The organism is Rhizobium aouanii, from assembly GCF_037002925.1.
In the GTDB taxonomy this organism is placed as follows: Bacteria; Pseudomonadota; Alphaproteobacteria; order Rhizobiales; family Rhizobiaceae; genus Rhizobium; species Rhizobium aouanii.
Map to the genome: position 1 here is coordinate 1 of NZ_JBAMYD010000030.1, position 21,164 is coordinate 21,164.

A 21,164-nucleotide genomic window follows, 5' to 3' on the forward strand; every position below is an offset into this window, starting at 1 on the left:
ATCGAACATGAGTAGAATCAACACCGTGCACCATGTCCACTAAATTTAAACCGGACAGCAGTGGCCTTGTGCCGAGGATCTGATGCGCCGGCTGCAGATGCTCGGGACAAGCCCGCTGCTGTCCGGTTCGCGCTGATGGCTGCCCCTCACCCTAGCCCTCTCCCCGTAAACGGGGCGAGGGGACGTGCCAAACGCAGCGTCGAGGTTGGGGGAAGCGGGTGCGGCATCTCCCCTTCGCCCCGTTTACGGGGAGAAGGTGCCGGCAGGCGGATGAGGGGCTGGCCCAGCCACTCAGATGCTGGCCTGGACGCTGTGCAGATTGGCGTAGACGCCGTCTTGTGCCATCAAGTCGTCATGCGTGCCTTGTTCGACGATGCCGTCAGCCGTCAGGACCAGGATGCGGTCGGCATGGCGGACGGTCGACAGGCGGTGGGCGATGACTAGCGTGGTTCGGCCGTTCGCCAGGCTGAGCAGCGCCTGCTGCACCGCCCGTTCGCTCTCGTTGTCGAGCGCGCTGGTTGCTTCGTCGAAGATCAGGATCTCCGGATTCTTGAGGAAGGCGCGGGCGATGGTGATGCGCTGGCGCTGGCCGCCCGAGAGCTTGACGCCGCGTTGGCCGATATCTGTATCATAGCCTTGGGGCAGGGCGATGATGAAGTCGTGCGCATTGGCGGCGCGCGCGGCGGCTTCCAGTTCGGCATCGCTGGCGTCGGGCCGACCGTAGCGCAGGTTTTCCGCCACTGTACCGGCAAACAGGTAGACATCCTGCTGCACCACCCCGACATGGCGCCGGAGCGAGGCCAGTGTCACATCGCGGATATCGATGCCATCGATCCGGATCGCCCCAGCCTCGACATCGTAGAAGCGCGGTATCAGCGCGCAAAGCGTGCTCTTGCCGACCCCTGACGGGCCGACCAGGGCGACGAACTCCCCGGGGGTGATGGTGAGCGACAGCTGCTCGAGCACCCGCGGGCCATCGGCCTCGTAACCGAAGGCGACGTTGGAAAAACTGATCTCTCCCCTGGGCGCCGGCATCGGCCGCGCCGCCGGTCGATCCGTAATATCGGGAGCGATCTCCAGGATCTCCATGGCCCTGACGAAGCCGGTATAACCCTCCTGCCAGAGGCGCACGAAATTCGCCAGCCGCTGCACGGGATCGACCAGCACGGCGACGCAGAGCAGGAAGGTCAGCATATCAGGTACGGTCAGTTCCGCCGCCAGGATGCGCAGGCCGCCGACGATGATCACCAATATGGTGACGAGCTGGGCGAAGGTTTCGGTGCCGACCGAAAACCATGCTTCGCTGCGGTAGCCTTCGGCGCGGCTTTGCAGGAAGCGCCGGTTCTGCTCGGCGAAGCGTTCCCGCTCCAACGCCTCGTTGGCGAAGGACTGGACGACGCGGATGCCCGCAAGCGCATCCTCCACCCGCTCGTTGACGGCGGCGATCTGCCGCTTGCTGGCTTCGAGCGCGCGGTTCATACGCCGGTTGAAATAGAGGGCATAGGCGACCGCGAGCGGAGTGAGCAGCAGAATCAGCGCTGCCAATGGCGGATCGATGAAAAACAATACCAGCATGGCGCCGCCGTATTTGAGTACGGCGATGGAAAGATCCTCGGGGCCGTGGTGAAAGAGCTCGCCCAGCCACAGGCTGTCATTGGTGATGCGGCTCATCAGCTGGCCGGTACGCTGGCGGTCGTAGAAGCCGAACGAGAGCTTCTGGCAGTGCTCGAAGAGTTCCTGCCGCACCGTCGCCTCGATGCGGGCGCCCATCACATGGCCGCGATAATCGACGAAGAAGATGGCGACGATCTGGACCGCCAGAACGGCTAACATGACGCCGCCCATCGCAAGGATGTGTGCGAAGGCCTGCGGCGCGTCGGGGAGAGCCAGAAGGCGGCTCGTGACGATGTTGGCGCAGAGCGGCAGGGCGACCGCCGTGCCGGCGACCAGGATGGCACAAAGCAGATCCGCCAGCAGCAAAGGCAGATGCGGACGGTAGTAGGAGAGGAATTTGCGCATGCGCGACCGGCGCCGCTCGCGGTCGGCGGCATTCGCATCGTCGCGGAAGAATTTCAGGAAGGGGTTATGGCGTCGCGAGTTTTTCCTCGCGCGGGAGAACCGAATGTTCATGAAGCTGAATGTCCTTGTGGGGGATGTTTCCTTTCTGTTCGGACAGGGTCGCTCTCATGTCAGTCTCCCAGGGTTGAATAAATTGGACCTTCAGTATTGCCGACAACAGCCGGCGATTCAATGCCGCGATGAGATGAGGTTGGCGGCTGTTGTCGTCGAGCAACAGGTGCTTGAGCCGACCAAGCATGGATAAGGCCGTCGATTTTCAAGATTTCTGATGATTTCGTTGAACGGAATGGATTTGACGCTGGGGGTGATCGGCGGCAACGTCCCGTCATAAACGGGAGAGCGATGATGACCGAACGGCATACAGGCGGCTGCCTTTGCGGCGCCGTGCGATTTTCAACGACGGCGAAGCCAGGACCTGTCGTCGGCTGCCATTGCTCGCAGTGCCGCCGGCAGACCGGGTTTTATTACGCCGCGGTCAACGTGGCCCGCGCGGCTCTTTCGGTTGATGGCACCGAGGCGGTCCGCTGGTACCGGTCGAGCGAAGAGGCGCAGCGCGGCTTCTGCTCGAATTGCGGCTCCGCGCTGTTCTGGCAGGCGGACGGATCGGCGGAGATTTCGGTCATGGCCGGCGCCTTTGACACGCCGAGCGGCCTTGCCTTCGGCCATCATATCTACTGCGCCGACAAGGGCGATTTCTACGAAATATCAGATGGCCTGCCGCAATATGACGGGAATCCCCCATCGTCATCCTCGCTGGCCCCGTGATTGACAAAGGTTGATCGCCGAGGCTAGGTTTACCGTGCTGCGTAGGGCGCTTCGTCGAATGCCGAAAGGGCAATGCCCGCCTACAATGTATCAACAGTTGCGCCCATGCCGAATCTCGAAAACCTCAAAAAGCAGGCCAAGCAGTATTTGCGATGGCACCGCGAAAGATACTATCCTGTTGCAGCCGAGATCAGAGCTGCGTTGCCGCGCTTCCGTCATCTCGATGACAGCCAAGTGCTGGAGGCGCGCTTCAAGCTTAGCGACGCGCAGGACCTGATCGCACGTCAAATGGGTTTCGAGGGATGGCAGGCGCTCAAGACAGGAGCCGCAGCCATGACAGATCCGAAAAAACAGCCCGCACCGCAAGCCATCCTGAGTTCGCTATCCGCGCAGTTGTTTGTCACCGATATCAAGGCGTCGTGCGAATTCTTCACCGGCAAGCTCGGCTTCAGGGTCGACTTCGTCTATGGCGACCCGCCGTTTTACGGACAGGTCATCCGCGACAATGCTCAACTCGCTCTGAGGCTGGTATGCGAGCCCGTGTTCGTCGGCGATATCAGGCAACGGGAGCATCTGCTTTCAGCCTCGATCACCGTCGATACATCAGACGAGATCAAGCGCCTGTTCCTGGATTTCCAGGCCGCAGGCGTATCCTTCCATCAGCCCCTCAGGAAGGAGCCGTGGGGCGCCAGAAACTTCATCGTGCTGGATCCGGACGGAAATCTCATCCTGTTTGCCGGTCCGGGCGGGTGATCGTTGCGCAATAAGCGCTGCCTCAGCTTCTGGCGGCAAGCGCGGCGCTGAGGCGGGCCACGTCCTCGCGCAGCGCCGTCAGCTCGGTCAGCACGCTCGTATCGATCTTCTGATGCAGGGAGAGCACTTCGAGCTCGGCCTTGAGATTGACCTCATAATCCTTGGCGGCCTCGAAGCGGTCGCGCTCGGCCTGCCGGTTCTGGGACATCATGATGATCGGCGCCTGGATGGCGGCGATCATCGACAGGATCAGATTCAGAAAAATGAAGGGGTATGGGTCGAAGGGATGCGTCACCAGACCGATGGTGTTCATCAGTGTCCAGACGGCGAGAAAGGCGAGGAAGGCGAGTATGAACGACCAGGAGCCGCCGACGCGGGCGATGCCATCGGCGATACGCTCGCCGAAGGATGACTCGGCGGATAAGGCGGCATTGACGTCGGTCGAGATGATCTTGCGCGCGTGCGCTTTCGCCAGCACGCGCTTTTCGACGGCGCCGAGTTCATCGGCCGGCTTGTCGAAATGATGGTGCACGAAATTCGAAAGATTAGACATGGCCTGTTTTCCGATGCCGGTTATCGCTTCGGCGCCAGTATTCTGCTCTGCCGGCAAATTGCAATGCGTATCGGCGCCGCGCGGCGTGATGCGCGATCCGTTCATAAAAATTTCGTCGTCGCGAGGTGCCGCTTTCGGCCCGAACATGTTGCGGTCGCCGAAGGTGCAAGCTAAATAAATGACATGACACAGGAAAACGCTCTTTCTGATATCTTCCGCATCGCCGTCGGCCAGCTCAACCCGACGGTCGGCGATGTCGCAGCCAATCTTGCCAAGGCGCGCGAGGCGCGCGCCGATGCAGGCCGGGAGGGCGCGCATCTGCTCGTCCTGACCGAGCTTTTCATCTCCGGTTATCCGCCTGAAGATCTGGTGCTGAAGCCCGCCTTCATCCGCGCCTGCTGGAAGGCGGTCGAGAGCCTGGCTGCCGATACCGCCGATGGCGGGCCGGGCGTCATCATCGGCTTTCCCCGGCAGGACGAGACCGGGCGCTACAATTCGGTCGCCGTGCTCGACGCCGGCAAGGTGATCGCGGTGCGCGACAAGATCGACCTGCCGAATTACGGCGAGTTCGACGAGAAGCGCGTCTTCGACCAGGGCGCAATGCCGGGGCCGGTGAATTTCCGCGGCGTGCGCATCGGCATTCCGATCTGCGAGGATATCTGGGGCGATCTCGGCGTCTGCGAGACGCTGGCCGAAAGCGGGGCCGAGATCCTGCTGTCGCCGAATGGTTCGCCCTATTATCGCGGCAAGGTCGATATCCGCCATCAGGTGGTGCTGAAGCAGGTGATCGAGACCGGCCTGCCGCTGATCTATGCCGCCCAGCTCGGCGGCCAGGACGAACTCGTCTTCGACGGGGCGAGCTTCGCCTTCAATGCCGACAAGTCGCTCGCTTTCCAGATGAGCCAGTTCGAGACGGCGCTTGCAGTGACGACGTGGAAACGCGGCGAAGATGCTTGGCATTGCGCCGAAGGGCCGATGGCGCATATCCCTGAAAGCGAGGAGGCCGATTACCGCGCCTGCCTGCTGGGCTTTCGCGACTACGTCAACAAGAACGGCTTCAAGACCGTGGTGCTCGGCCTTTCCGGCGGTATCGACTCGGCGATCTGTGCGGCAATCGCTGTCGATGCGCTCGGCGAGGAGCGGGTTCGCACCGTCATGCTGCCCTACCGCTACACTTCCGAGGATTCGCTGAAGGATGCGGCCGATTGCGCCAAGGCGCTCGGCTGCCGCTACGATATCGTGCCGATCGAACAGCCGGTGACGGGTTTCAGCAGCGCGCTCGCCAGCCTTTTTGAAGGCACGGATAGCGGCATCACCGAGGAGAACCTGCAGAGCCGGGCGCGCGGCGTCATCCTGATGGCGATCTCCAACAAGTTTGGCTCAATGGTGGTGACGACGGGCAACAAGTCGGAAATGTCGGTCGGTTACGCCACGCTCTACGGCGACATGAACGGGGGCTTCAATCCGATCAAGGACCTCTACAAGATGCAGGTCTATGCGCTTTCCCGCTGGCGTAACGAAAACGTGCCGCCGGATGCGCTAGGCCCCTCCGGCGAGGTAATCCCGCAGAATATCATCGACAAGGCGCCTTCGGCCGAGCTTCGTCCCGATCAGAAGGACCAGGATTCGCTGCCGCCCTATCCCGTGCTCGACGATATCCTTGAATGCCTGGTGGAAAAGGAGATGGCGGTCGAGGAGATCGTCGCGCGCGGCCATGATGTCGCGACCGTCCACCGGGTCGAGCATCTGCTCTATCTCGCCGAATACAAGCGCCGGCAATCGGCGCCAGGGGTGAAGATCACCAAGAAGAATTTCGGCCGCGACCGGCGCTATCCGATCACCAACCGGTTCAGGGATCGCTGACGCAATCGAGATCGCTGACGGCGGCAATTCAAAGTGCTACAGCGTCCTTTACGCGTCTGAAAAGACGCGTAAAGGACGCTGTAGGTTTTTCGGGAGGAACCATGCGCAGCTCGGTTGAGATCTACAATGTCAGGACGGGCAGGGCCCGCGAGGTCTGGCAGACGGACAGGCTAGTGGAGGCGCCGAACTTCTCGCCGGATGGTTCCTACCTGCTCTTGAACGGTGACGGGCTGCTTTACCGGTTGTCGCTCGATGGCGGCGAAGTGGTCAAGGTCGATACCGGCTTTGCCGTCAACTGCAACAATGATCACGGCATTTCGCCCGATGGCACTGAGATCGTCATTTCCGACAAGACCGAATTCGGCAAGTCGGCGATCTATACCCTGCCGATCGAAGGCGGCACGCCGCGGCTCATCACCCAGAACCTGCCATCCTACTGGCATGGCTGGTCGCCGGACGGGCGCCAGCTTGCCTATTGCGGCATCCGCGACGACCTCTTCGATATCTACACCATCTCCGTCAACGGCGGCGCCGAGACGCGGCTGACGCATGGCGAGGGTCGCAACGACGGACCGGACTATTCCGCCGACGGCCAATGGATCTACTTCAATTCCAGCCGCACCGGGCTGATGCAGATCTGGCGCATCCATCCCGATGGAACCGGGCTCGAGCAGGTGACTTCGGACAACCAGGGCAACTGGTTCGCCCATCCTTCACCCAACAACGACATGGTGCTGCTCCTATCCTACGACCCATCGGTGTTCGACCATCCGCGCGATCTCGACGTGCGGCTGCGGCTGATGGATATGGACGGTGGCAATCTGAAGACGCTGTTCGAGCTTTTCGGCGGGCAGGGCACGATCAACGTGCCCTGCTGGTCCCCTGACGGCGAAGAATTCGCCTATGTCCGGTATTTTCCGGCGGCTTAAGCGCGGGTCAGGCGCCGCTCGCGGGCGGATTTTGCCAAGTCTTCCAGCACCGCGACCGACATATCCCAGTCGATGCAGCCATCGGTGATGGACTGGCCATAGACCAGCGGTTTGCCGGCAACGAGGTCCTGGCGGCCGGCGACGAGGTTGCTTTCGATCATCATGCCCTTGATGTCGCTGTTGCCGGCGGCAATCTGTGCGGCCACGGATTTGACGACGAGCGGCTGGTTCATCGGGTCCTTGCCGCTGTTGGCGTGGCTGGCATCGATCAGGATGCGCGGGGCGACGCCGAGCTTGACGGCTTCGCCGGTGACCGCTTCGACGTCGGCCGTTTCATAGTTCGGCCGCTTGCCGCCGCGTAAGATTATGTGGCAGTCCTCATTGCCCCTCGTTGAGGCGATGGCCGCCTGTCCGTCTTTGGTTACGGCCGGGAAGTGGTGCGGCTGCGAGGCGGCGAGGATGGCGTCCAGCGCCACACGCACGCCGCCGTCGGTACCGTTCTTGAAGCCGATCGGGCAGGAAAGGCCGGAGGCAAGCTGCCGGTGGATCTGGCTTTCGGTCGTGCGCGCGCCGATCGCGCCCCAGCTGACGAGGTCGGCAATATATTGCGGCGTGATCGTGTCGAGGAATTCGACGCCGGCCGGAAGACCCATGGCATTGATATCGAGCAGCAGGCGTCTCGCAATCCTCAACCCTTCCTCGATGCGGTAGCTGCCGTCGAGATGCGGGTCGTTCATCAGGCCCTTCCAGCCGACTGTCGTGCGGGGCTTTTCGAAATAGACGCGCATGACGATCTCGAGATCGCCGGCGAAGCGGCGGCGCTGCTCCTCCAGCCGTGCGGCATAGTCCCGGGCGGCGACAGGGTCGTGGATGGAGCAGGGGCCGATGACGACGATCAGCCGATCGTCCTCGCCCTGGAGGATCTTATGGATCGCATCGCGATTGCTGGTCACGGTCTCGGTGACAGCAGTATTGCGGTGGATTTCCGCAATGATATCGGCGGGTTTAGTCAGCGGGGTGATCTCGACGATACGCAGATCATCAATGGCATCAGACACGGTATGGCTCCTGTTTGGTCATACCGGCGGAACAAAAAAGCCGCCAGGTAGACTAGCGGCTGTTCGGGTTGTCGTCGCGTCGAATTCAGTTACGCATGGACCCGCATCCGCTGTGAGCAGCGGTACCAATAAAATCGCGAGGCGTTGATTGATGTGATCGACATAAGGCGTGTCTAGCGTCAGGGCCACGTTTTGTCACGCAGAATTTGCTGCCTGAGAAGCTGACGCCCTTGTGGGAGATACATCCGAGGAGGCACAAAGCACGTCGCATTCGATCTCACTCATGCGACGTGCTCCAAGTCTTTGTTTATGCGCATCGCCCAATACCTCTGGGCGCTATGCATCGGCACTGCGTTGCGAACTAGGCGCAGGTCCTGAATATCAGAGAGCGTCGACGTTCACACCGACGGTGATGGCGCCGATTGGCGTTCCTTTGTCATCTGATATCGTCACACTTGCCTGCGACTGCAGCGTCTGGGTCGACTCATCCTTTTCGATCTCATCGACGAAGACGGCGTCCTTGCCGGCGCCGAAGGACTTCTGGAATTTGCCCTCGTCGCCCTGCCAGTAGTCGGATGTGGTGTCGCTTTGACCGACATTCAGCCCCTTAGCATCCATGACGAAGATTTCCGTGATCTTGCCGCCGGAAGCCTCCTTCTTCCCCTGAAGGAATTTCGACAGTGCGTTGTTGAGCACGCCGTCGATCATCGAGTGGTCGGAGCCATCGACTTCGGCACGCCACTTCTTGTCGAGGGCGTCGACATCGGCTGCGCTGAGATTGGCGTTGGCAGCGTTCTGCACTTTGACAGCCTCGATGATGGCGGGGTCGTTGAGCCAGGGCTTGACGTCGCTCGTCACGTAGTCGGAGATCGGGGCAAGCTTGGCATCCTGCGCCATGGATACGCCCACGGGCACGGCAAATGCAGTGCAGGCCAAAAGAAATGCGGGCACGATTTTCTTCATAAGTGTTTCCTTCCTGATTATAGGTTGCTGAGAACTACGGCTTATCGGATGCAGACGACGTCAGAACTCCTCCCAGGCACCGGGAGCAGCGGCAACGGCGGCATTTCCTGCATGCCGCTGCGTGAAGACTCTGGGCTCGGGACGCGGTTGGCGGGCGACTTGAACGGGTTTGGGCTGGCTGGCGGTAGATGCGCCGACGACGAACCTGCCGGCCGAGTCCTGCAGAAGGCGTCCCTGCTGCAGCAGTTCCTGGCAGGCCGCGTTGGTTTCCTCGACCATTGCCGCGTTTTGCTGCGTCGCCTGATCCATCTGGTTGATCGCGCCGTTGATTTCCTGCAGACCCGTCGCCTGTTCGCGATAGGACTGGACGATGGAAGCGATACTATCGCTGATGCGGTTGATCTGCTCCTCGATCTTCAGCAGGGCGTCGCCGGTTTCGTTCACCAGCCCGACGCCCGCGGCAACCTCTTGACCGGACACATTGATCAGGTTCTTGATTTCCTTCGCCGCATTTGCCGACCGCTGGGCGAGTTCACGCACCTCCTGCGCGACAACCGCAAAACCCTTGCCGGCTTCGCCGGCACGCGCGGCTTCGACGCCGGCATTCAGCGCCAGCAGGTTCGTCTGGAACGCGATTTCATCGATGACGCCGATGATGCGGCCGATCTGGCTCGATGAGGTCTGAATACGGTCCATCGCGCCGATTGCATCGCGCACCACCGTCGCTGAGACATGGGCGCTCCGCTTTGTCTCCTCGACCAGCTTCCCGGCATTTTCGGCACGCTGCGACGATGTTCTGACCGTCGTGGTCACCTCATCCAGTGCGGCAGCGGTCTGTTCCAGTGATGCCGCCTGTTGCTCGGTCCGCTTGGCGAGCTGATCTGCGGAGGAGGCCAGCTCGCTGGAGCCGCCTTCAACCGCTACGGAGGCGGCCTTGATCTCCGTCAGCGCGGCCGCGACGGCCTGGACCATGTTGTTGAAATCCTGCCGCAATTTATCGAATTCCGGACCAAGATCGGCCAGATGTATCGAGAAGTCGCCTGCGGCGAGCTTTTCCAATGAATTTGCAAGAGCGGTCATGACCAGCCGTTGGGTGTTGCTGGCCTCTTCCGTGAACAATGCGTTGCGCGCCCGTTCGGCGTCGAGCGAGGCGCTCTGCTCGGCAGCGGCCTGCTCTCTTTCGACCTTCGCAATTGCCTCGTGGCGGAAGACTTCCAACGCGCGTGCCAGAAAACCGATCTCGTCGCCATTTTCCTTATAGGTGACGGGAGAGGCCAGATCGCCTTTCTGCAATGCGCTGATTCTTTCGCTGAGGATCCTGATGGGCCGGCCAACAAGGCTGCGCATGGCGAGAAGGAAGGCGACGACGGCCAAGGCGGTGATCAGCGACTGCGTGAGCAGCGAAACGAGAACCTTCTGCCTGACTTCAGCAGCGATTTTTTCGACGGACCAGTTCGTGACGATATAGCCGGTGGCTTTTCCTGATTTGTCGAGCGGGAGCGGCGCTATGATCGTGACCACGCCGGCGGATATCCCGCCGTCATCGATCGTCGTTTTTTCCGGCTTGGCACCGAGGCTCTTGACCAGATCGGCCGGTGCGGGCAGGCCGTTGATGCCGTCGCGTGTCCACGTGTCGACGGCGGCAGGCTCAGCGTTGAATGCGGCAAACTGCACGAGATCGAGCGAAGGGTCGTCGCGGTAGAGCGAATAGGCCTCGCGAACGGCGTTCGCCTTGCCCCACTTCACGCCGCCCGCGGCCAGAGAGGCAAACTGCTCCGCATCCTTGGACCAGTTGGCCTTGGCGCCATCGATCAATGCCCGGGTTTCGTACATCCAGGTATAGGTGGCGAAGGCGGAAATGCCGCAGAGGTTGACGGCAACGATAATCGCCGCCAGCTTGGCTGTCAGAGGCATCGTTTTCAAAAATTGGAACATTCCGCGGCAGCCTAGAATTGCGGCTCAGTCGGAGATGTTCCCGACCGGCGTCTCAATACGGGCATCCTCGCTGGCGGTTACATCACGAGCCCTCATGCCCATGTCCTGATAGCAACCCAAAACGCGCAAACGCAGTGTGTATTTGATGTGTGAATAAATCATAAAGTAGAATGGGATGCCGGAGCACACGCGGGTTATTTCGCTATTGCGCCCGCTGGAGATCTGCCTCGCCCCGGGGAGAAGAGGTATGTCGCGCGTCCATGTTCCCTACGCGGCCGAAGAAAAGAGACAGATGGCACCGCTTGGCGCGCGCGGCTAGAATCAACCATCTGGTTCGCGGCTTGCCGCCGCGCCGGTTTGCTGAAATAGATGCGCCGTCAGGTGCCCGCCGTCCAGGGCGGGAGAATCGGGAATCCGGTGCAAGACCGGAACGTGCCCAACGCTGTAAGGCCGACGCTTGCCGCTTCATCATGCCACTGGCCCTTTGCCGGGAAGGCTGCGGCAGACGGATGACGCCCAGTCAGAAGACCGGCCTGGCAAGATAGACCGATCCGCGCGGACGGCGGGACGGTTGCGTTGTTGGGGATTTGACGATGCGACCCTTTGACGAGGATGCCCTTTCGGCGGCGTCCGGTTTTTCCTTGGCCGAACGCGAGGCCGTCTATCACGCGATCATGACGCGGCGCGACGTTCGCAGCCAGTTTCGACCCGATCCTTTGCCTGACGATGTTGTGCAGCGGCTGCTGACGGCCGCTCACCACGCACCGTCCGTCGGCTTCATGCAGCCGTGGAATTTCATTCTGGTGAAAAGTGCCGCTGTGCGGGCGCGCGTCCGGGATGCCTTCGCGAGCGCCAACGAGGAGGCGGCGCTGATGTTTGCCGGCGAGCGGCAGCAGGCCTACCGCGCCCTCAAGCTCGAAGGCATCGTGGAGGCGCCGCTCGGCATATGCGTGACCTGCGATCCCACGCGCAGCGGCAGCGTGGTGCTGGGGCGCACCCACAATCCGAGAATGGATTCATACTCGACCGTCTGCGCCATCCAGAATCTCTGGCTTGCGGCGCGGGCGGAAGGGGTGGGCATCGGTTGGGTCAGCATTTTTCGCGAAGGCGATCTGAAGGACATTCTCGGCATACCCCAACATATCGAGGTGGTCGCCTGGCTCTGCGCCGGTTTCGTCGACCGGCTCTATGACGAGCCGGAACTCGCCGTCAAAGGCTGGCGGCAGCGGCTACCGCTCGAGGAACTGGTCTTCCACGATGGATGGGGACTGAACACCTAGGGCAGTGCGGTGGGGCATGGCCTCAATCGCACAGTCACGCCATTGACGGTCAAGGTGAGCGAACCGATGCCGGTATCGTGGGCGCCGTGCGAGGCCGAGATATCTTTATTCCTGTCCTCCATATCGATAGGCTGAAGCCGAAATTCCGGAATTTCCAATAGATATTCGGCTTCGGCGGCTCAATCGGAGGATAACGGCCCAATGAACATGATCGACTTGAAGGAACGTATCATCGTGATCACAGGCGGTGCGCGCGGCATCGGCTATGCCATTGCAGAGCGCGTCATCCAATCCGGCGGCAAGGTGGCCATCTGGGACCTGAACGAAAACATGGCAAACGACAGCGCTTCCGCTCTCGGATCCGGCACGGTCGCTTTCGGCGTCAACGTCGCAGATCCCCAATCAGTGAAAAACGCGGCGGCGGCGACCGAGGAGATTTTTGGCCGTATCGACGGCCTCGTCAATTCCGCCGGGATTACCGGTCCGGTCAAGCCCACAATCGAATACGATCTCGGCGAGTGGAAAGACGTTGTCGATGTCTGCCTGACGGGAACCTTCAACTGCTGCCGCCACGTCGTTCCGGTCATGTCAAAGCGCGACTACGGGCGGATCGTGAATATCTCCTCGGTTGCGGGCAAGGAAGGAAATCCGAACATCGCCGCCTACAGCGCAGCGAAAGCTGGTGTGCTCGGCTTCACCAAGTCTCTGGGCAAGGAACTCGCAAAGACGGGGATCGCCGTGAACGCGGTAACGCCGACCACAGCAAAGACACCTATATTGGACGGGCTAACACCCGAATTTATCGAATATATGCGCGTCCGCATTCCGCGCGACCGTTTTGTCGAACTTGGTGAGATCGCTTCCATGGTCGTCTGGCTGCTCTCCGAAGAGAACTCCTTCACGACCGCATCGACGTTTGATCTGAGCGGCGGCCGTACGACCTACTGACCATTTCAATCACTGCTGCTGTTGCGGCTGCGGGCCCGGCGTTGCCGGGTTGGCGAGGTCGATCGAGCCCTGATCGCCGGCCAGAAATTGCGGGCCGACCTGACGGACGCGGTTCTGCGTCGGATCATACGGGCGCTCGGGAACGGACGGTTGCGGTGGGATTTGCGCTGCCGCATCCTTCGCCGGGGGATTGGTGCGGATGGTGGTGATCGAGCCCTGCTGCGGCGGTTCGCTCACCGCCTGCTTGCCGCGCATCTCCTCGTAATAGGCGGTGAGATTGCAGGCGCAGGCGGACTTTTCCCCGGGCGTGCGGTTCTTGTAGGCAAAGGCGTTCTTCATGGCGCTGTAGGGCGTGCCCGTTGCGACCGAGATCATGTTCGAGGCTTCGGTGCTTGTCACGTCACGATAGAACAGTTCGGTCTCGATGCCCGGGCACATCTTGGCGCAGGTTTGGGCGTCGCGGCCGAAATCGACCGATGTGGCGTTCGAGCTGATCGGGAAGAAGCCGCCGTCGCAGCTGCGCACGCACATGGTGCTGACCGGCGAGAGCATCTCGGCCCGCGGCAGGCCGTAACGCGGATCAACCTCTTCACCGCCGCCGAGCGGAATGAAGGTATCGGTGCGCATCGCCTGTTCCTCGACGCTAGGGGCGGGGTCGGCGGCGCTGCGATCGCTCGGGGCATAGAAGTTTTCGCTGTTGCAGCCATTGCGGTCGAGAGCGGCGATCAGTTCACGGCGCGCGTCAGCGGCGCCGTTCTGACCTGCCAGTTCGTTGCGGCGGTCCTGGAGATAGCGAATATTGTCGATCATGCGGGCTTCGGACTGCGAGAGCTCGGCGCAATAATCGGCATTCTCCCCACCGATCACGACCATGCTGCCCGAGGTGCAGTCATTGCTGCGCAGCTCGTTGCGAACCTTGCGCAGCTCGAGGTTCTGTTCGGCCATGGCGCTGGAATATTGGCGCGCTTCCGGGCCGTTGCCATTGCCGATCGATCGCGGCAGGTCGGCAAGGCGACCGCGCAGGTCCTCACAGACGGCGCTGCTTTGCGCGGCGGCAGGCGCCGCAAAGGCAAGGAGAAGGGCAAGAGACAGGTTTCGGCGTTTCACGGCGTCGTCCCGGAATGAGCAAAGAATCGATCGGTCGATTGCGGCGTTGATCGCCGCCAGTTCTCTTAGGGTATTTCTCTTAATAAGCTGGGATAAATTCCTAGCGTATTTTCGCGATTTTATCCAGCGGACCGCCGGAGACCGAGTGTTCGATTATGAAGAGGCTGCCGATGGTAATCAACGAGGCCAAGCGCTCCACTCCAATCTCCTGATCGCTTGGGGAACGTACTCATATCCGGACGTCGAATATGACAGGTATTGCTAACGAACTCAGCTCCCCCGCAACGACAGTCGGGCTGCCGGAAACCCAACACGGCTTCCACGTCTTCGTGGACGGTTGTTATGAACCCGGTTCCGGGCACGGAGGCTGGGCATTCGTCGTTTATCGCGATGCGGCGGAAATCGCGTCCGGCTTCGGTGGCGCCGAAGAGTCCGCCAATAATTCGATGGAATTGACCGCCGTCCTCAAGGCGGCAATCTGGATCAACAGCGAAGCAAGCGGCGAGCCAGCGACCATCTGGTCCGATTCCGTCTACGCCATCAAAGGCTGCAACAGCTGGCGACATATCTGGAAGAACAACGGCTGGAAGAAAAGCAGCCCGAATGGGAATGCCCGAAGGCGAACGATCGCCAATGCGGAACTCTGGAAAGCGGTCGATCTTCAGCTATCCCAGAATGCGCTCATGACCATTGCCTGGTGCAAAGGCCATTCCGGCATTGCCGGCAACGAACGCGCGGATGCGCTCGCGGATAAAGGGCGCCTGTCGATACGGAGTGCCTGATAAGTGTGACATCAGGAGATGTGCCGGGACGGCTTCAGAGACTTTTTCGTTGAGTTGCGGGCAGCCGGCTCACGCCGGCTGTGATGCCTCGACGACGGCGAGTGCTGCCATATTGACGACGCCGCGGGAGGTGACCGAGGGGGCGAGGATATGGGCGGGCAGGGCGGTGCCGAGCAGGATTGGGCCGACATGCAGGCCGTCGGTCATCGACTTGACCACACCGAGGGTGATGTTGGCGGCATCGAGGTTCGGGAAGACCAAAAGGTTCGCCTCGTCGTGCAGCGTGGTGTCCGGCATGACGCGCTTGCGCAGCGCTTCGGTGATGGCGCTTTCGCCGTGCATCTCGCCGTCGACCTCGAGGTCGGGTGCAGCATCGCGCACGAGCTGCAGGGCGTTGCGCATCTTCGTGGCGCTTTCGGACTCACGCGAGCCGAAGTTGGAATGCGAGACGAGGGCAGCGCGCGGCGTAAGGCCGAAACGGCGGATTTCCTCGGCCGCCAGCACTGTCGCCTCGGCGACCTCCTCGGCGGTCGGATTGAAGGTGACATAGGTGTCGGTGAAGAAGGTGGCGCCGCGCTGCGAGATCATCAGGCTGAGGGCTGAGAAGTCGCGGACATTCTTGCGCTTGCCTATGATCTGGCGGACGTCGCGCAGGTGCTTCTCGTAGCGGCCTTCGAGGCCGCAGATCAGCGCATCGGCTTCGCCGCGCCTCAGCGCCAGCGCACCGATGACGGTGGTGTTGGTGCGCACGATCGTGCGGGCCGCTTCCGGGATGACGCCGCGGCGGCCGACGAGGGAGAAATAAAGATCGACATATTCGCGGAAGCGCGGATCGTCTTCCGGGTTGATGACTTCGAAATCCTGCAGCGGGCGGATGCGCAGGCCGTATCGCTTCAGGCGTGTCTCGATGACTTGCGGGCGGCCGATGAGGATCGGTTCGGCAAGGCCTTCTTCGAGCAGCACCTGGGCGGCGCGCAGCACGCGCTCGTCCTCGCCTTCGGAAAAGATGACGCGCTTGCGCTCGGCGGCCTTGGCCGCAGTGAAGATCGGCTTCATGACGAAGCCGGAGCGGAAGACGAAGCGGTTTAGCTGGTCGAGATAGGCGTCGAAATCCTGGATCGGACGGCGCGCCACGCCGCTCTGTTCTGCGGCCTTGGCGACCGCAGGTGCGATGCGCAGGATCAGGCGCGGATCGAAGGGCGAGGGGATCAGGTAATCGGGGCCGAAGACCGGGGTCTCGCCGGAATAGGCACGCGCGGCAACATCCGACGGCTCTTCACGGGCAAGGGCTGCGATGGCGCGCACGGCCGCCATCTTCATTTCCTCGTTGATCGTCTCGGCGCCGCAATCGAGCGCGCCGCGGAAGATATAGGGGAAGCAGAGGACGTTGTTGACCTGGTTGGCGAAATCCGAGCGGCCGGTGCAGATCATCGCGTCGGGACGGGCAGCGCGGGCGAGATCGGGCATGATCTCCGGCGTCGGATTGGCGAGCGCCATGATCAGCGGCTTGTCGGCCATCTGCGCCAGTAGCTCCGGCTTCAATACGCCGGCGGCCGAAAGGCCGAGGAAGACGTCGGCGCCGCCGATATTTTCGGCGAGCGTGCGCGTATCGCTCTTCTGCGCATAGGTGGATTTCCATTCGTCCATCAGCTCGATCCGGCCCTCATAGACGAGGCCTTCGAGATCGTGGACCCAGATGTTTTCGCGTTTTGCCCCGAGAATGACCAGCAGGTTGAGGCAGGCAAGGGCGGCAGCACCGGCGCCGGAGGCAACGATCTTGACGTCGGCGATGTTCTTGCCGGCGAGTTCCAGCCCGTTCAGGATCGCTGCGGCGACGATGATCGCCGTGCCGTGCTGGTCGTCGTGGAAGACGGGGATCTTCATCTTCTCGCGCAGGCGCCGCTCGACCTCGAAACATTCCGGCGCCTTGATGTCTTCGAGGTTGATGCCGCCGAAAGTCGGCTCCAGCGAGGCGATGGTCGAGACCATCTGCTCGACGCCCGGGGCATCGATCTCGATATCGAAGACGTCGATGCCGGCGAATTTCTTGAAGAGCACGGCCTTGCCCTCCATGACCGGCTTGGAGGCCAGCGGGCCGATATTGCCGAGGCCGAGCACGGCGGTGCCGTTCGAAATGACGGCGACGAGATTGGCGCGCGAGGTATATTCGGCCGCCATCTCGGGATTGTCGCGGATGGCAAGGCAGGGGGCGGCAACGCCGGGCGAATAGGCGAGCGCCAGGTCGCGCTGGTTGCCGAGCGGCTTGGTTGCCTGGATCTCCAGCTTGCCGGGGCGGGGATAGCGGTGGAAGAAAAGTGCCTGCTCGTCGAGATCGCCGCTCGTCAGGTTCTTTTCCGTCTTCGATTTTTCCAGGTGATCCATCGCCGCCTCCGTGCACGTCTTTTGAGCTCCCTCCATACATCAATCGGATACGTGCGACAGTATGGAAATGGGGGGTGGGCGAAGTTTTCGTGAGGTGATGGTGCGTCGTGGGATACCCCTCTGCCCGGCAGGGCAGAGGGGTATCGTCAAGGTGTGATGAATTCACTCTATATGCGCGGCGTGTCGTCGTGCCGGCCCTGGTACTAATCCTTTTGGAAACTTGTCTGGCCGCGGCAACAGGAGCAGGATGCCGGCCGCGACGGTGCGGGGCGCCGGTCGCATGGAGGAAATCATGGACAATTTGAACCTCACGACCCTGCAAAAGGGGCAGACGATGGTCAATGACGTGGCCATCGACGCTTTTGCCGCCGGATTTCGCGGCAGTCTCCTGACCAGCAAAGACATGGATTACAACGAGGCGCGGACGATCTGGAATGCGATGATCGACCGCAGCCCCGGGCTCATCGCGCGTTGCGCGGGTGCCGCCGATGTCGTGCGGGCGGTGCGGTTTGCACGCGACAACAATCTGCTCCTTTCGGTGCGCGGCGGTGGGCACGGCATTGCCGGCAACGCGGTCTGCGAGGGCGGTTTGGTCATCGACCTGTCGGCGATGAAATCGGTGCGGGTCGATCCGCAAACGCGGCGTGCCAGGATCGAGCCGGGAGCCACGCTTGCCGATGTCGATCAGGAAACGCTGGCCTTCGGGCTGGTGCTGCCGACCGGTATCAATTCCACCACCGGCATCGCCGGCCTGACGCTCGGCGGCGGTTTCGGCTGGCTGACCCGTAAATTCGGGCTGACGCTGGATAATCTGCTTTCGGTTGATGTGGTGACGGCCGATGGCGAGCTGGTCACTGTGAGCGAGACGGAAAAACCCGACCTTTTCTGGGCGCTGCGCGGCGGCGGTGGCAATTTCGGCGTCGTGACCTCATTCGAGTTCAAGCTCAACCCTCTCAACACAGAGGTGCTCGCTGGCCTCGTCGTGCATCCCTTCGCCGATGCGGAAATGGTGCTCAAGGAGTACCGACAGGCGCTGGAAGCGGCCCCAGACGAACTGACCTGCTGGGTGGTGATGCGCCAGGCGCCGCCGCTGCCGTTCCTTCCCGCTGAATGGCACGGCAAGGAGATCGTCGTGCTGGCCATGTGTTATTGCGGGGATGTCGCGGCGGGAGAAAAGGCGACGGCCAGGTTGCGCGCGATCGGAAATCCGATTGCCGACGTTGTCGGCCCGGTGCCATTCACCGGCTGGCAGCAGGCATTCGATCCATTGTTGACGCCGGGCGCGCGCAATTACTGGAAGAGCCAGGATTTTGCCTCTCTCTCTGATGCGGCGATCGAGGTTCTGCTCAATGCCGTGCGCAAGCTGCCCGGCCCGGAATGCGAGATCTTCATCGGCCATGTCGGTGGTGCGGCTGGTCGTGTGCCCACCGAGGCCACCGCATTTCCGCAACGCAGCTCGCATTTCGTCATGAATGTGCATGCGCGCTGGCGGGAAGCCGGGATGGATGGAAGCTGCATAGGTTGGGCGCGGGATCTGTTCGAGGCAACAAAGCCGCATTCGGTCGGCACCGCCTACATCAACTTCATGCCCGAAGACGAAGGCGACCGCGTCGAGACCGCCTACGGCGCCAACTACGCTCGCCTTGCCGAGATCAAGCGGCGCTACGATCCGAACAATCTGTTCCGGATGAACCAGAATGTTAAACCGATGGCGGCAGTGCGAGCTGCCTAGCCCCGACGATCCCGCGCTCGGGTGATATAGCCGGGCGCGGGATGAGGCGCCAATCACTTATCACCCCCAGTGAGTTCGATCAATTCGCGCAGCAGAACCGCGTCGTCGGACGCGGCATTGTCGTCAGGCCGTAAAACATGGGCAAGCCATGCGCCGTCCGCCGCCAGGCGAACGATCTCGAGCCGCATTCCCATGTCGGTTTCGGCGTGCCTGACCAGCCGGTCATTCATCCATCTGTGCCAGAGGCTCTTGGAGTAGGGGTCGGCGAGCACCGTCATCGTCTGCGCCGACCACGGGCTGTTGTTAAGGGCGCGGTCGGCAAACAGGGTGCGGACATAGGCGCGGGTAAATGTGCCATGGCCGCCCTTATCCTTTTCAAGCTCCTCGTCGATCTCGCGATCGAGGCTTTCCATCATGCCGTCGAACACGGTCTCTATAAGCGCCTGCTTATTGGGGAAGTGATGAAACAGACCTCCCTTGGTCACGCCGGCGGCACTCGCGACCGCCTGCAGGCTAACGGCGGCGAGACCATATTCCAGCGCCAGCTTGGTGGCGCAATCGAGAAGAGCCTGCCGCACGACGTCCGGCTGTTTCTTTCTGTTGCGGGGGCTATCTACCAATGCATGACCTGTGTTCGAGAAGCTTCGCGCCGAGGCGGCCCGAGAAAGATCAGTATCACTCCCGGGATCGCCGGGCCATGGAAGTTCCGATCATGATAATGCTATCATACCTACCGGTAGGTATCTTGCAATGCAAAAAAAGATCGACTATCTGTCGGCTGAGGAGGCCCGCCGAACGTCATTTCGGCGGGCTGTGCTTTTTTGGACCCCAGCGGGACCAGCAGGAAGGCTAATGAACATGCTTTTTCGAACGAAATCATTGCGTTATACGCTTGTCCTGGCGCTCATATTCGGTGCCGGCCTGCCGGCTTACGCACAGGAAGGCAGCACGATGCCGCCAGCAGCCGTCAGCGTCCTGACGCTCAACGCGCGTCCGGTTCCCGTTATCAGCGAGCTGCCGGGCCGTATTGCAGCGACGCGCGTTTCCGAAGTGCGGGCCAGGGTTTCCGGCATCCTGCAGGAACGGGTCTTCGAGCAGGGCAGCCTCGTTCACCAGGGTGACGTGCTTTACCGGATCGATCCGGCGCTGTTCCGGGTCCGCGTGGCGAGTGCCGAGGCAAGCCTCGAGCGCGCCAGGGCGACGCAGCTGAATGCCCGCCAGCAGCTGGAGCGGCAGAAGTCGCTGCGCGACCGCGATGTTGCAAGCGGTATCGAATATGATGCGGCAGCCGTCGCCCTTGCCCAGGCCGATGCCGATGTCGCGCTGGCGCAGGCAGCACTCGACGAAGCGAAGATCAATCTCGGCTATACCGAAGTCCGCGCACCGATATCAGGCATCATCGGCGGCGCGCTGGTGACGGAAGGCGCGCTGGTGACGGCCGACGCCGGCGATGCGCTGGCGATGATCCAGCAGATCGACCCCGTCTATGCCGACTTCACGCAATCCTCCGGGGACCTGCTGGCGCTGAAGCGGGCGGTCGAGAACGGCAGCCTCACATCGACCGAACCAGGCAAGGCCGACATCAAGCTCGTCTTCGATGACGGCACGGTCTATGGCGAAGCCGGTAAGCTGCTCTTCAGCAGCGCCAGCGTCGATGCGACGACGGGCCAGGTCACCCTCCGCGGTGAATTCCCCAATCCCAAGGGCGACCTGCTGCCGGGTCTTTACATCAGGGTCCGCATCGAACAGGCCGTCCGTGAGAAGGCAATCCTCATCCCGCAGCGCGCCGTCATCCGCACGGCCGACGGCAAGGCGCAGGTCTACGTCGTCCAGGAGGGAGACGTAGCACAGCCGCGTGACGTGGAGCTCGGTCAATCCTTCGGCAATGAATGGGTGGTCGAAAGCGGCCTGTCATCCGGTGAGCGTCTCGTTGTCGACGGCAGCCAGAAGCTGCAGCCGGGTGCAAAGGTCGCGCCGGAAGAGTGGCGGGATGGCCAGCTCGCGTCCGGTGACGCCAAGAAGCCGGAGTAAGGTC

The 21,164-nt window shown here is 61.8% G+C and carries 18 protein-coding genes and 1 riboswitch; of the genes, 10 read left to right on the forward strand and 8 right to left on the reverse strand.

Annotation, left to right across the window (positions count from 1 at the left end; all coding sequences use genetic code 11):
• Positions 1-291 precede the first annotated feature (291 nt).
• On the reverse strand, positions 292-2,130 hold the full coding sequence (locus tag V8P77_RS33000) for an ABC transporter ATP-binding protein (protein ID WP_335916526.1): 1,839 nt from the start codon (positions 2,128-2,130) through the stop codon (positions 292-294).
• On the opposite strand from V8P77_RS33000, the gene V8P77_RS33005 reads away from it, so the two are divergent.
• From V8P77_RS33005 to V8P77_RS33015, 3 genes are all read left to right on the forward strand, one after another.
• Positions 2,123-2,323 (forward strand): hypothetical protein, encoded by a 201-nt coding sequence (locus V8P77_RS33005; RefSeq protein ID WP_335916528.1) that lies wholly within the window; start codon positions 2,123-2,125, stop codon positions 2,321-2,323. The two genes, V8P77_RS33000 and V8P77_RS33005, sit on opposite strands and share 8 nt — an antisense overlap.
• Before the next feature lie 101 nt (positions 2,324-2,424).
• The gene (locus V8P77_RS33010; RefSeq protein ID WP_018072340.1) at positions 2,425-2,844 is read left to right on the forward strand and encodes a GFA family protein; all 420 of its coding nucleotides are present in this window, start codon (positions 2,425-2,427) and stop codon (positions 2,842-2,844) included.
• Positions 2,845-2,949: 105 nt separating this feature from the next.
• On the forward strand, positions 2,950-3,597 hold the full coding sequence (locus V8P77_RS33015) for a VOC family protein (RefSeq protein WP_105008164.1): 648 nt from the start codon (positions 2,950-2,952) through the stop codon (positions 3,595-3,597).
• A gap of 22 nt (positions 3,598-3,619) precedes the next feature.
• On the opposite strand, the gene V8P77_RS33020 is transcribed toward V8P77_RS33015, so the two are convergent.
• The gene (locus tag V8P77_RS33020; protein WP_335916571.1) at positions 3,620-4,150 is read right to left on the reverse strand and encodes a DUF1003 domain-containing protein; all 531 of its coding nucleotides are present in this window, start codon (positions 4,148-4,150) and stop codon (positions 3,620-3,622) included.
• 183 nt (positions 4,151-4,333) lie between these two features.
• Between V8P77_RS33020 and V8P77_RS33025 the strand changes: the two genes are divergently transcribed.
• Together V8P77_RS33025 and V8P77_RS33030 are read left to right on the forward strand one after the other, a co-directional pair.
• A complete protein-coding gene (locus V8P77_RS33025) occupies positions 4,334-6,013 on the forward strand; it encodes an NAD+ synthase (RefSeq protein WP_335916530.1) in 1,680 nt (559 codons plus the stop codon).
• A 101-nt stretch (positions 6,014-6,114) separates the two neighbouring features.
• Complete coding sequence (locus tag V8P77_RS33030) at positions 6,115-6,942, forward strand: TolB family protein (protein ID WP_335916531.1); 828 nt, start codon at positions 6,115-6,117, stop codon at positions 6,940-6,942.
• On the opposite strand, the gene V8P77_RS33035 is transcribed toward V8P77_RS33030, so the two are convergent.
• The 3 genes from V8P77_RS33035 to V8P77_RS33045 form a co-directional block, all read right to left on the reverse strand.
• Entirely contained in the window at positions 6,939-8,000 is a 1,062-nt protein-coding gene (locus V8P77_RS33035) for a 3-deoxy-7-phosphoheptulonate synthase (protein WP_335916533.1), read from the reverse strand. The genes V8P77_RS33030 and V8P77_RS33035 overlap by 4 nt on opposite strands.
• Positions 8,001-8,381: 381 nt before the next feature.
• A complete protein-coding gene (locus tag V8P77_RS33040) occupies positions 8,382-8,963 on the reverse strand; it encodes a hypothetical protein (protein WP_335916534.1) in 582 nt (193 codons plus the stop codon).
• A 60-nt stretch (positions 8,964-9,023) separates the two neighbouring features.
• On the reverse strand, positions 9,024-10,898 hold the full coding sequence (locus V8P77_RS33045; RefSeq protein ID WP_335916535.1) for a methyl-accepting chemotaxis protein: 1,875 nt from the start codon (positions 10,896-10,898) through the stop codon (positions 9,024-9,026).
• 362 nt (positions 10,899-11,260) lie between these two features.
• Positions 11,261-11,449, forward strand: a riboswitch (cobalamin riboswitch).
• Positions 11,450-11,491: 42 nt separating this feature from the next.
• Here V8P77_RS33045 and bluB point away from each other — a divergent pair.
• Both bluB and V8P77_RS33055 read left to right on the forward strand, forming a co-directional pair.
• Complete coding sequence (gene bluB / locus V8P77_RS33050) at positions 11,492-12,178, forward strand: 5,6-dimethylbenzimidazole synthase (protein ID WP_335916536.1); 687 nt, start codon at positions 11,492-11,494, stop codon at positions 12,176-12,178.
• A gap of 201 nt (positions 12,179-12,379) precedes the next feature.
• A complete protein-coding gene (locus V8P77_RS33055; RefSeq protein ID WP_335916537.1) occupies positions 12,380-13,126 on the forward strand; it encodes an SDR family NAD(P)-dependent oxidoreductase in 747 nt (248 codons plus the stop codon).
• A gap of 9 nt (positions 13,127-13,135) precedes the next feature.
• Here V8P77_RS33055 and V8P77_RS33060 read toward each other — a convergent pair whose 3' ends face one another.
• On the reverse strand, positions 13,136-14,233 hold the full coding sequence (locus V8P77_RS33060) for a DUF2865 domain-containing protein (protein WP_335916538.1): 1,098 nt from the start codon (positions 14,231-14,233) through the stop codon (positions 13,136-13,138).
• A gap of 248 nt (positions 14,234-14,481) precedes the next feature.
• Here V8P77_RS33060 and V8P77_RS33065 point away from each other — a divergent pair, with 248 nt between their 5' ends.
• Entirely contained in the window at positions 14,482-15,015 is a 534-nt protein-coding gene (locus tag V8P77_RS33065; protein WP_335916539.1) for a ribonuclease H family protein, read from the forward strand.
• 69 nt (positions 15,016-15,084) lie between these two features.
• Here V8P77_RS33065 and V8P77_RS33070 read toward each other — a convergent pair whose 3' ends face one another.
• Positions 15,085-17,397, reverse strand: a complete 2,313-nt coding sequence (locus V8P77_RS33070; protein WP_335916540.1) for an NADP-dependent malic enzyme — start codon at positions 17,395-17,397, stop codon at positions 15,085-15,087.
• A 292-nt stretch (positions 17,398-17,689) separates the two neighbouring features.
• On the opposite strand from V8P77_RS33070, the gene V8P77_RS33075 reads away from it, so the two are divergent.
• A complete protein-coding gene (locus tag V8P77_RS33075; RefSeq protein ID WP_335916541.1) occupies positions 17,690-19,129 on the forward strand; it encodes an FAD-binding oxidoreductase in 1,440 nt (479 codons plus the stop codon).
• A gap of 53 nt (positions 19,130-19,182) precedes the next feature.
• Here the strand turns inward: V8P77_RS33075 and V8P77_RS33080 are convergent, their stop codons facing one another.
• Complete coding sequence (locus tag V8P77_RS33080) at positions 19,183-19,749, reverse strand: TetR/AcrR family transcriptional regulator (RefSeq protein ID WP_335916542.1); 567 nt, start codon at positions 19,747-19,749, stop codon at positions 19,183-19,185.
• Between the two features lie 232 nt (positions 19,750-19,981).
• Here V8P77_RS33080 and V8P77_RS33085 point away from each other — a divergent pair, with 232 nt between their 5' ends.
• Complete coding sequence (locus tag V8P77_RS33085; protein ID WP_335916544.1) at positions 19,982-21,160, forward strand: efflux RND transporter periplasmic adaptor subunit; 1,179 nt, start codon at positions 19,982-19,984, stop codon at positions 21,158-21,160.
• Positions 21,161-21,164: the final 4 nt, after the last annotated feature.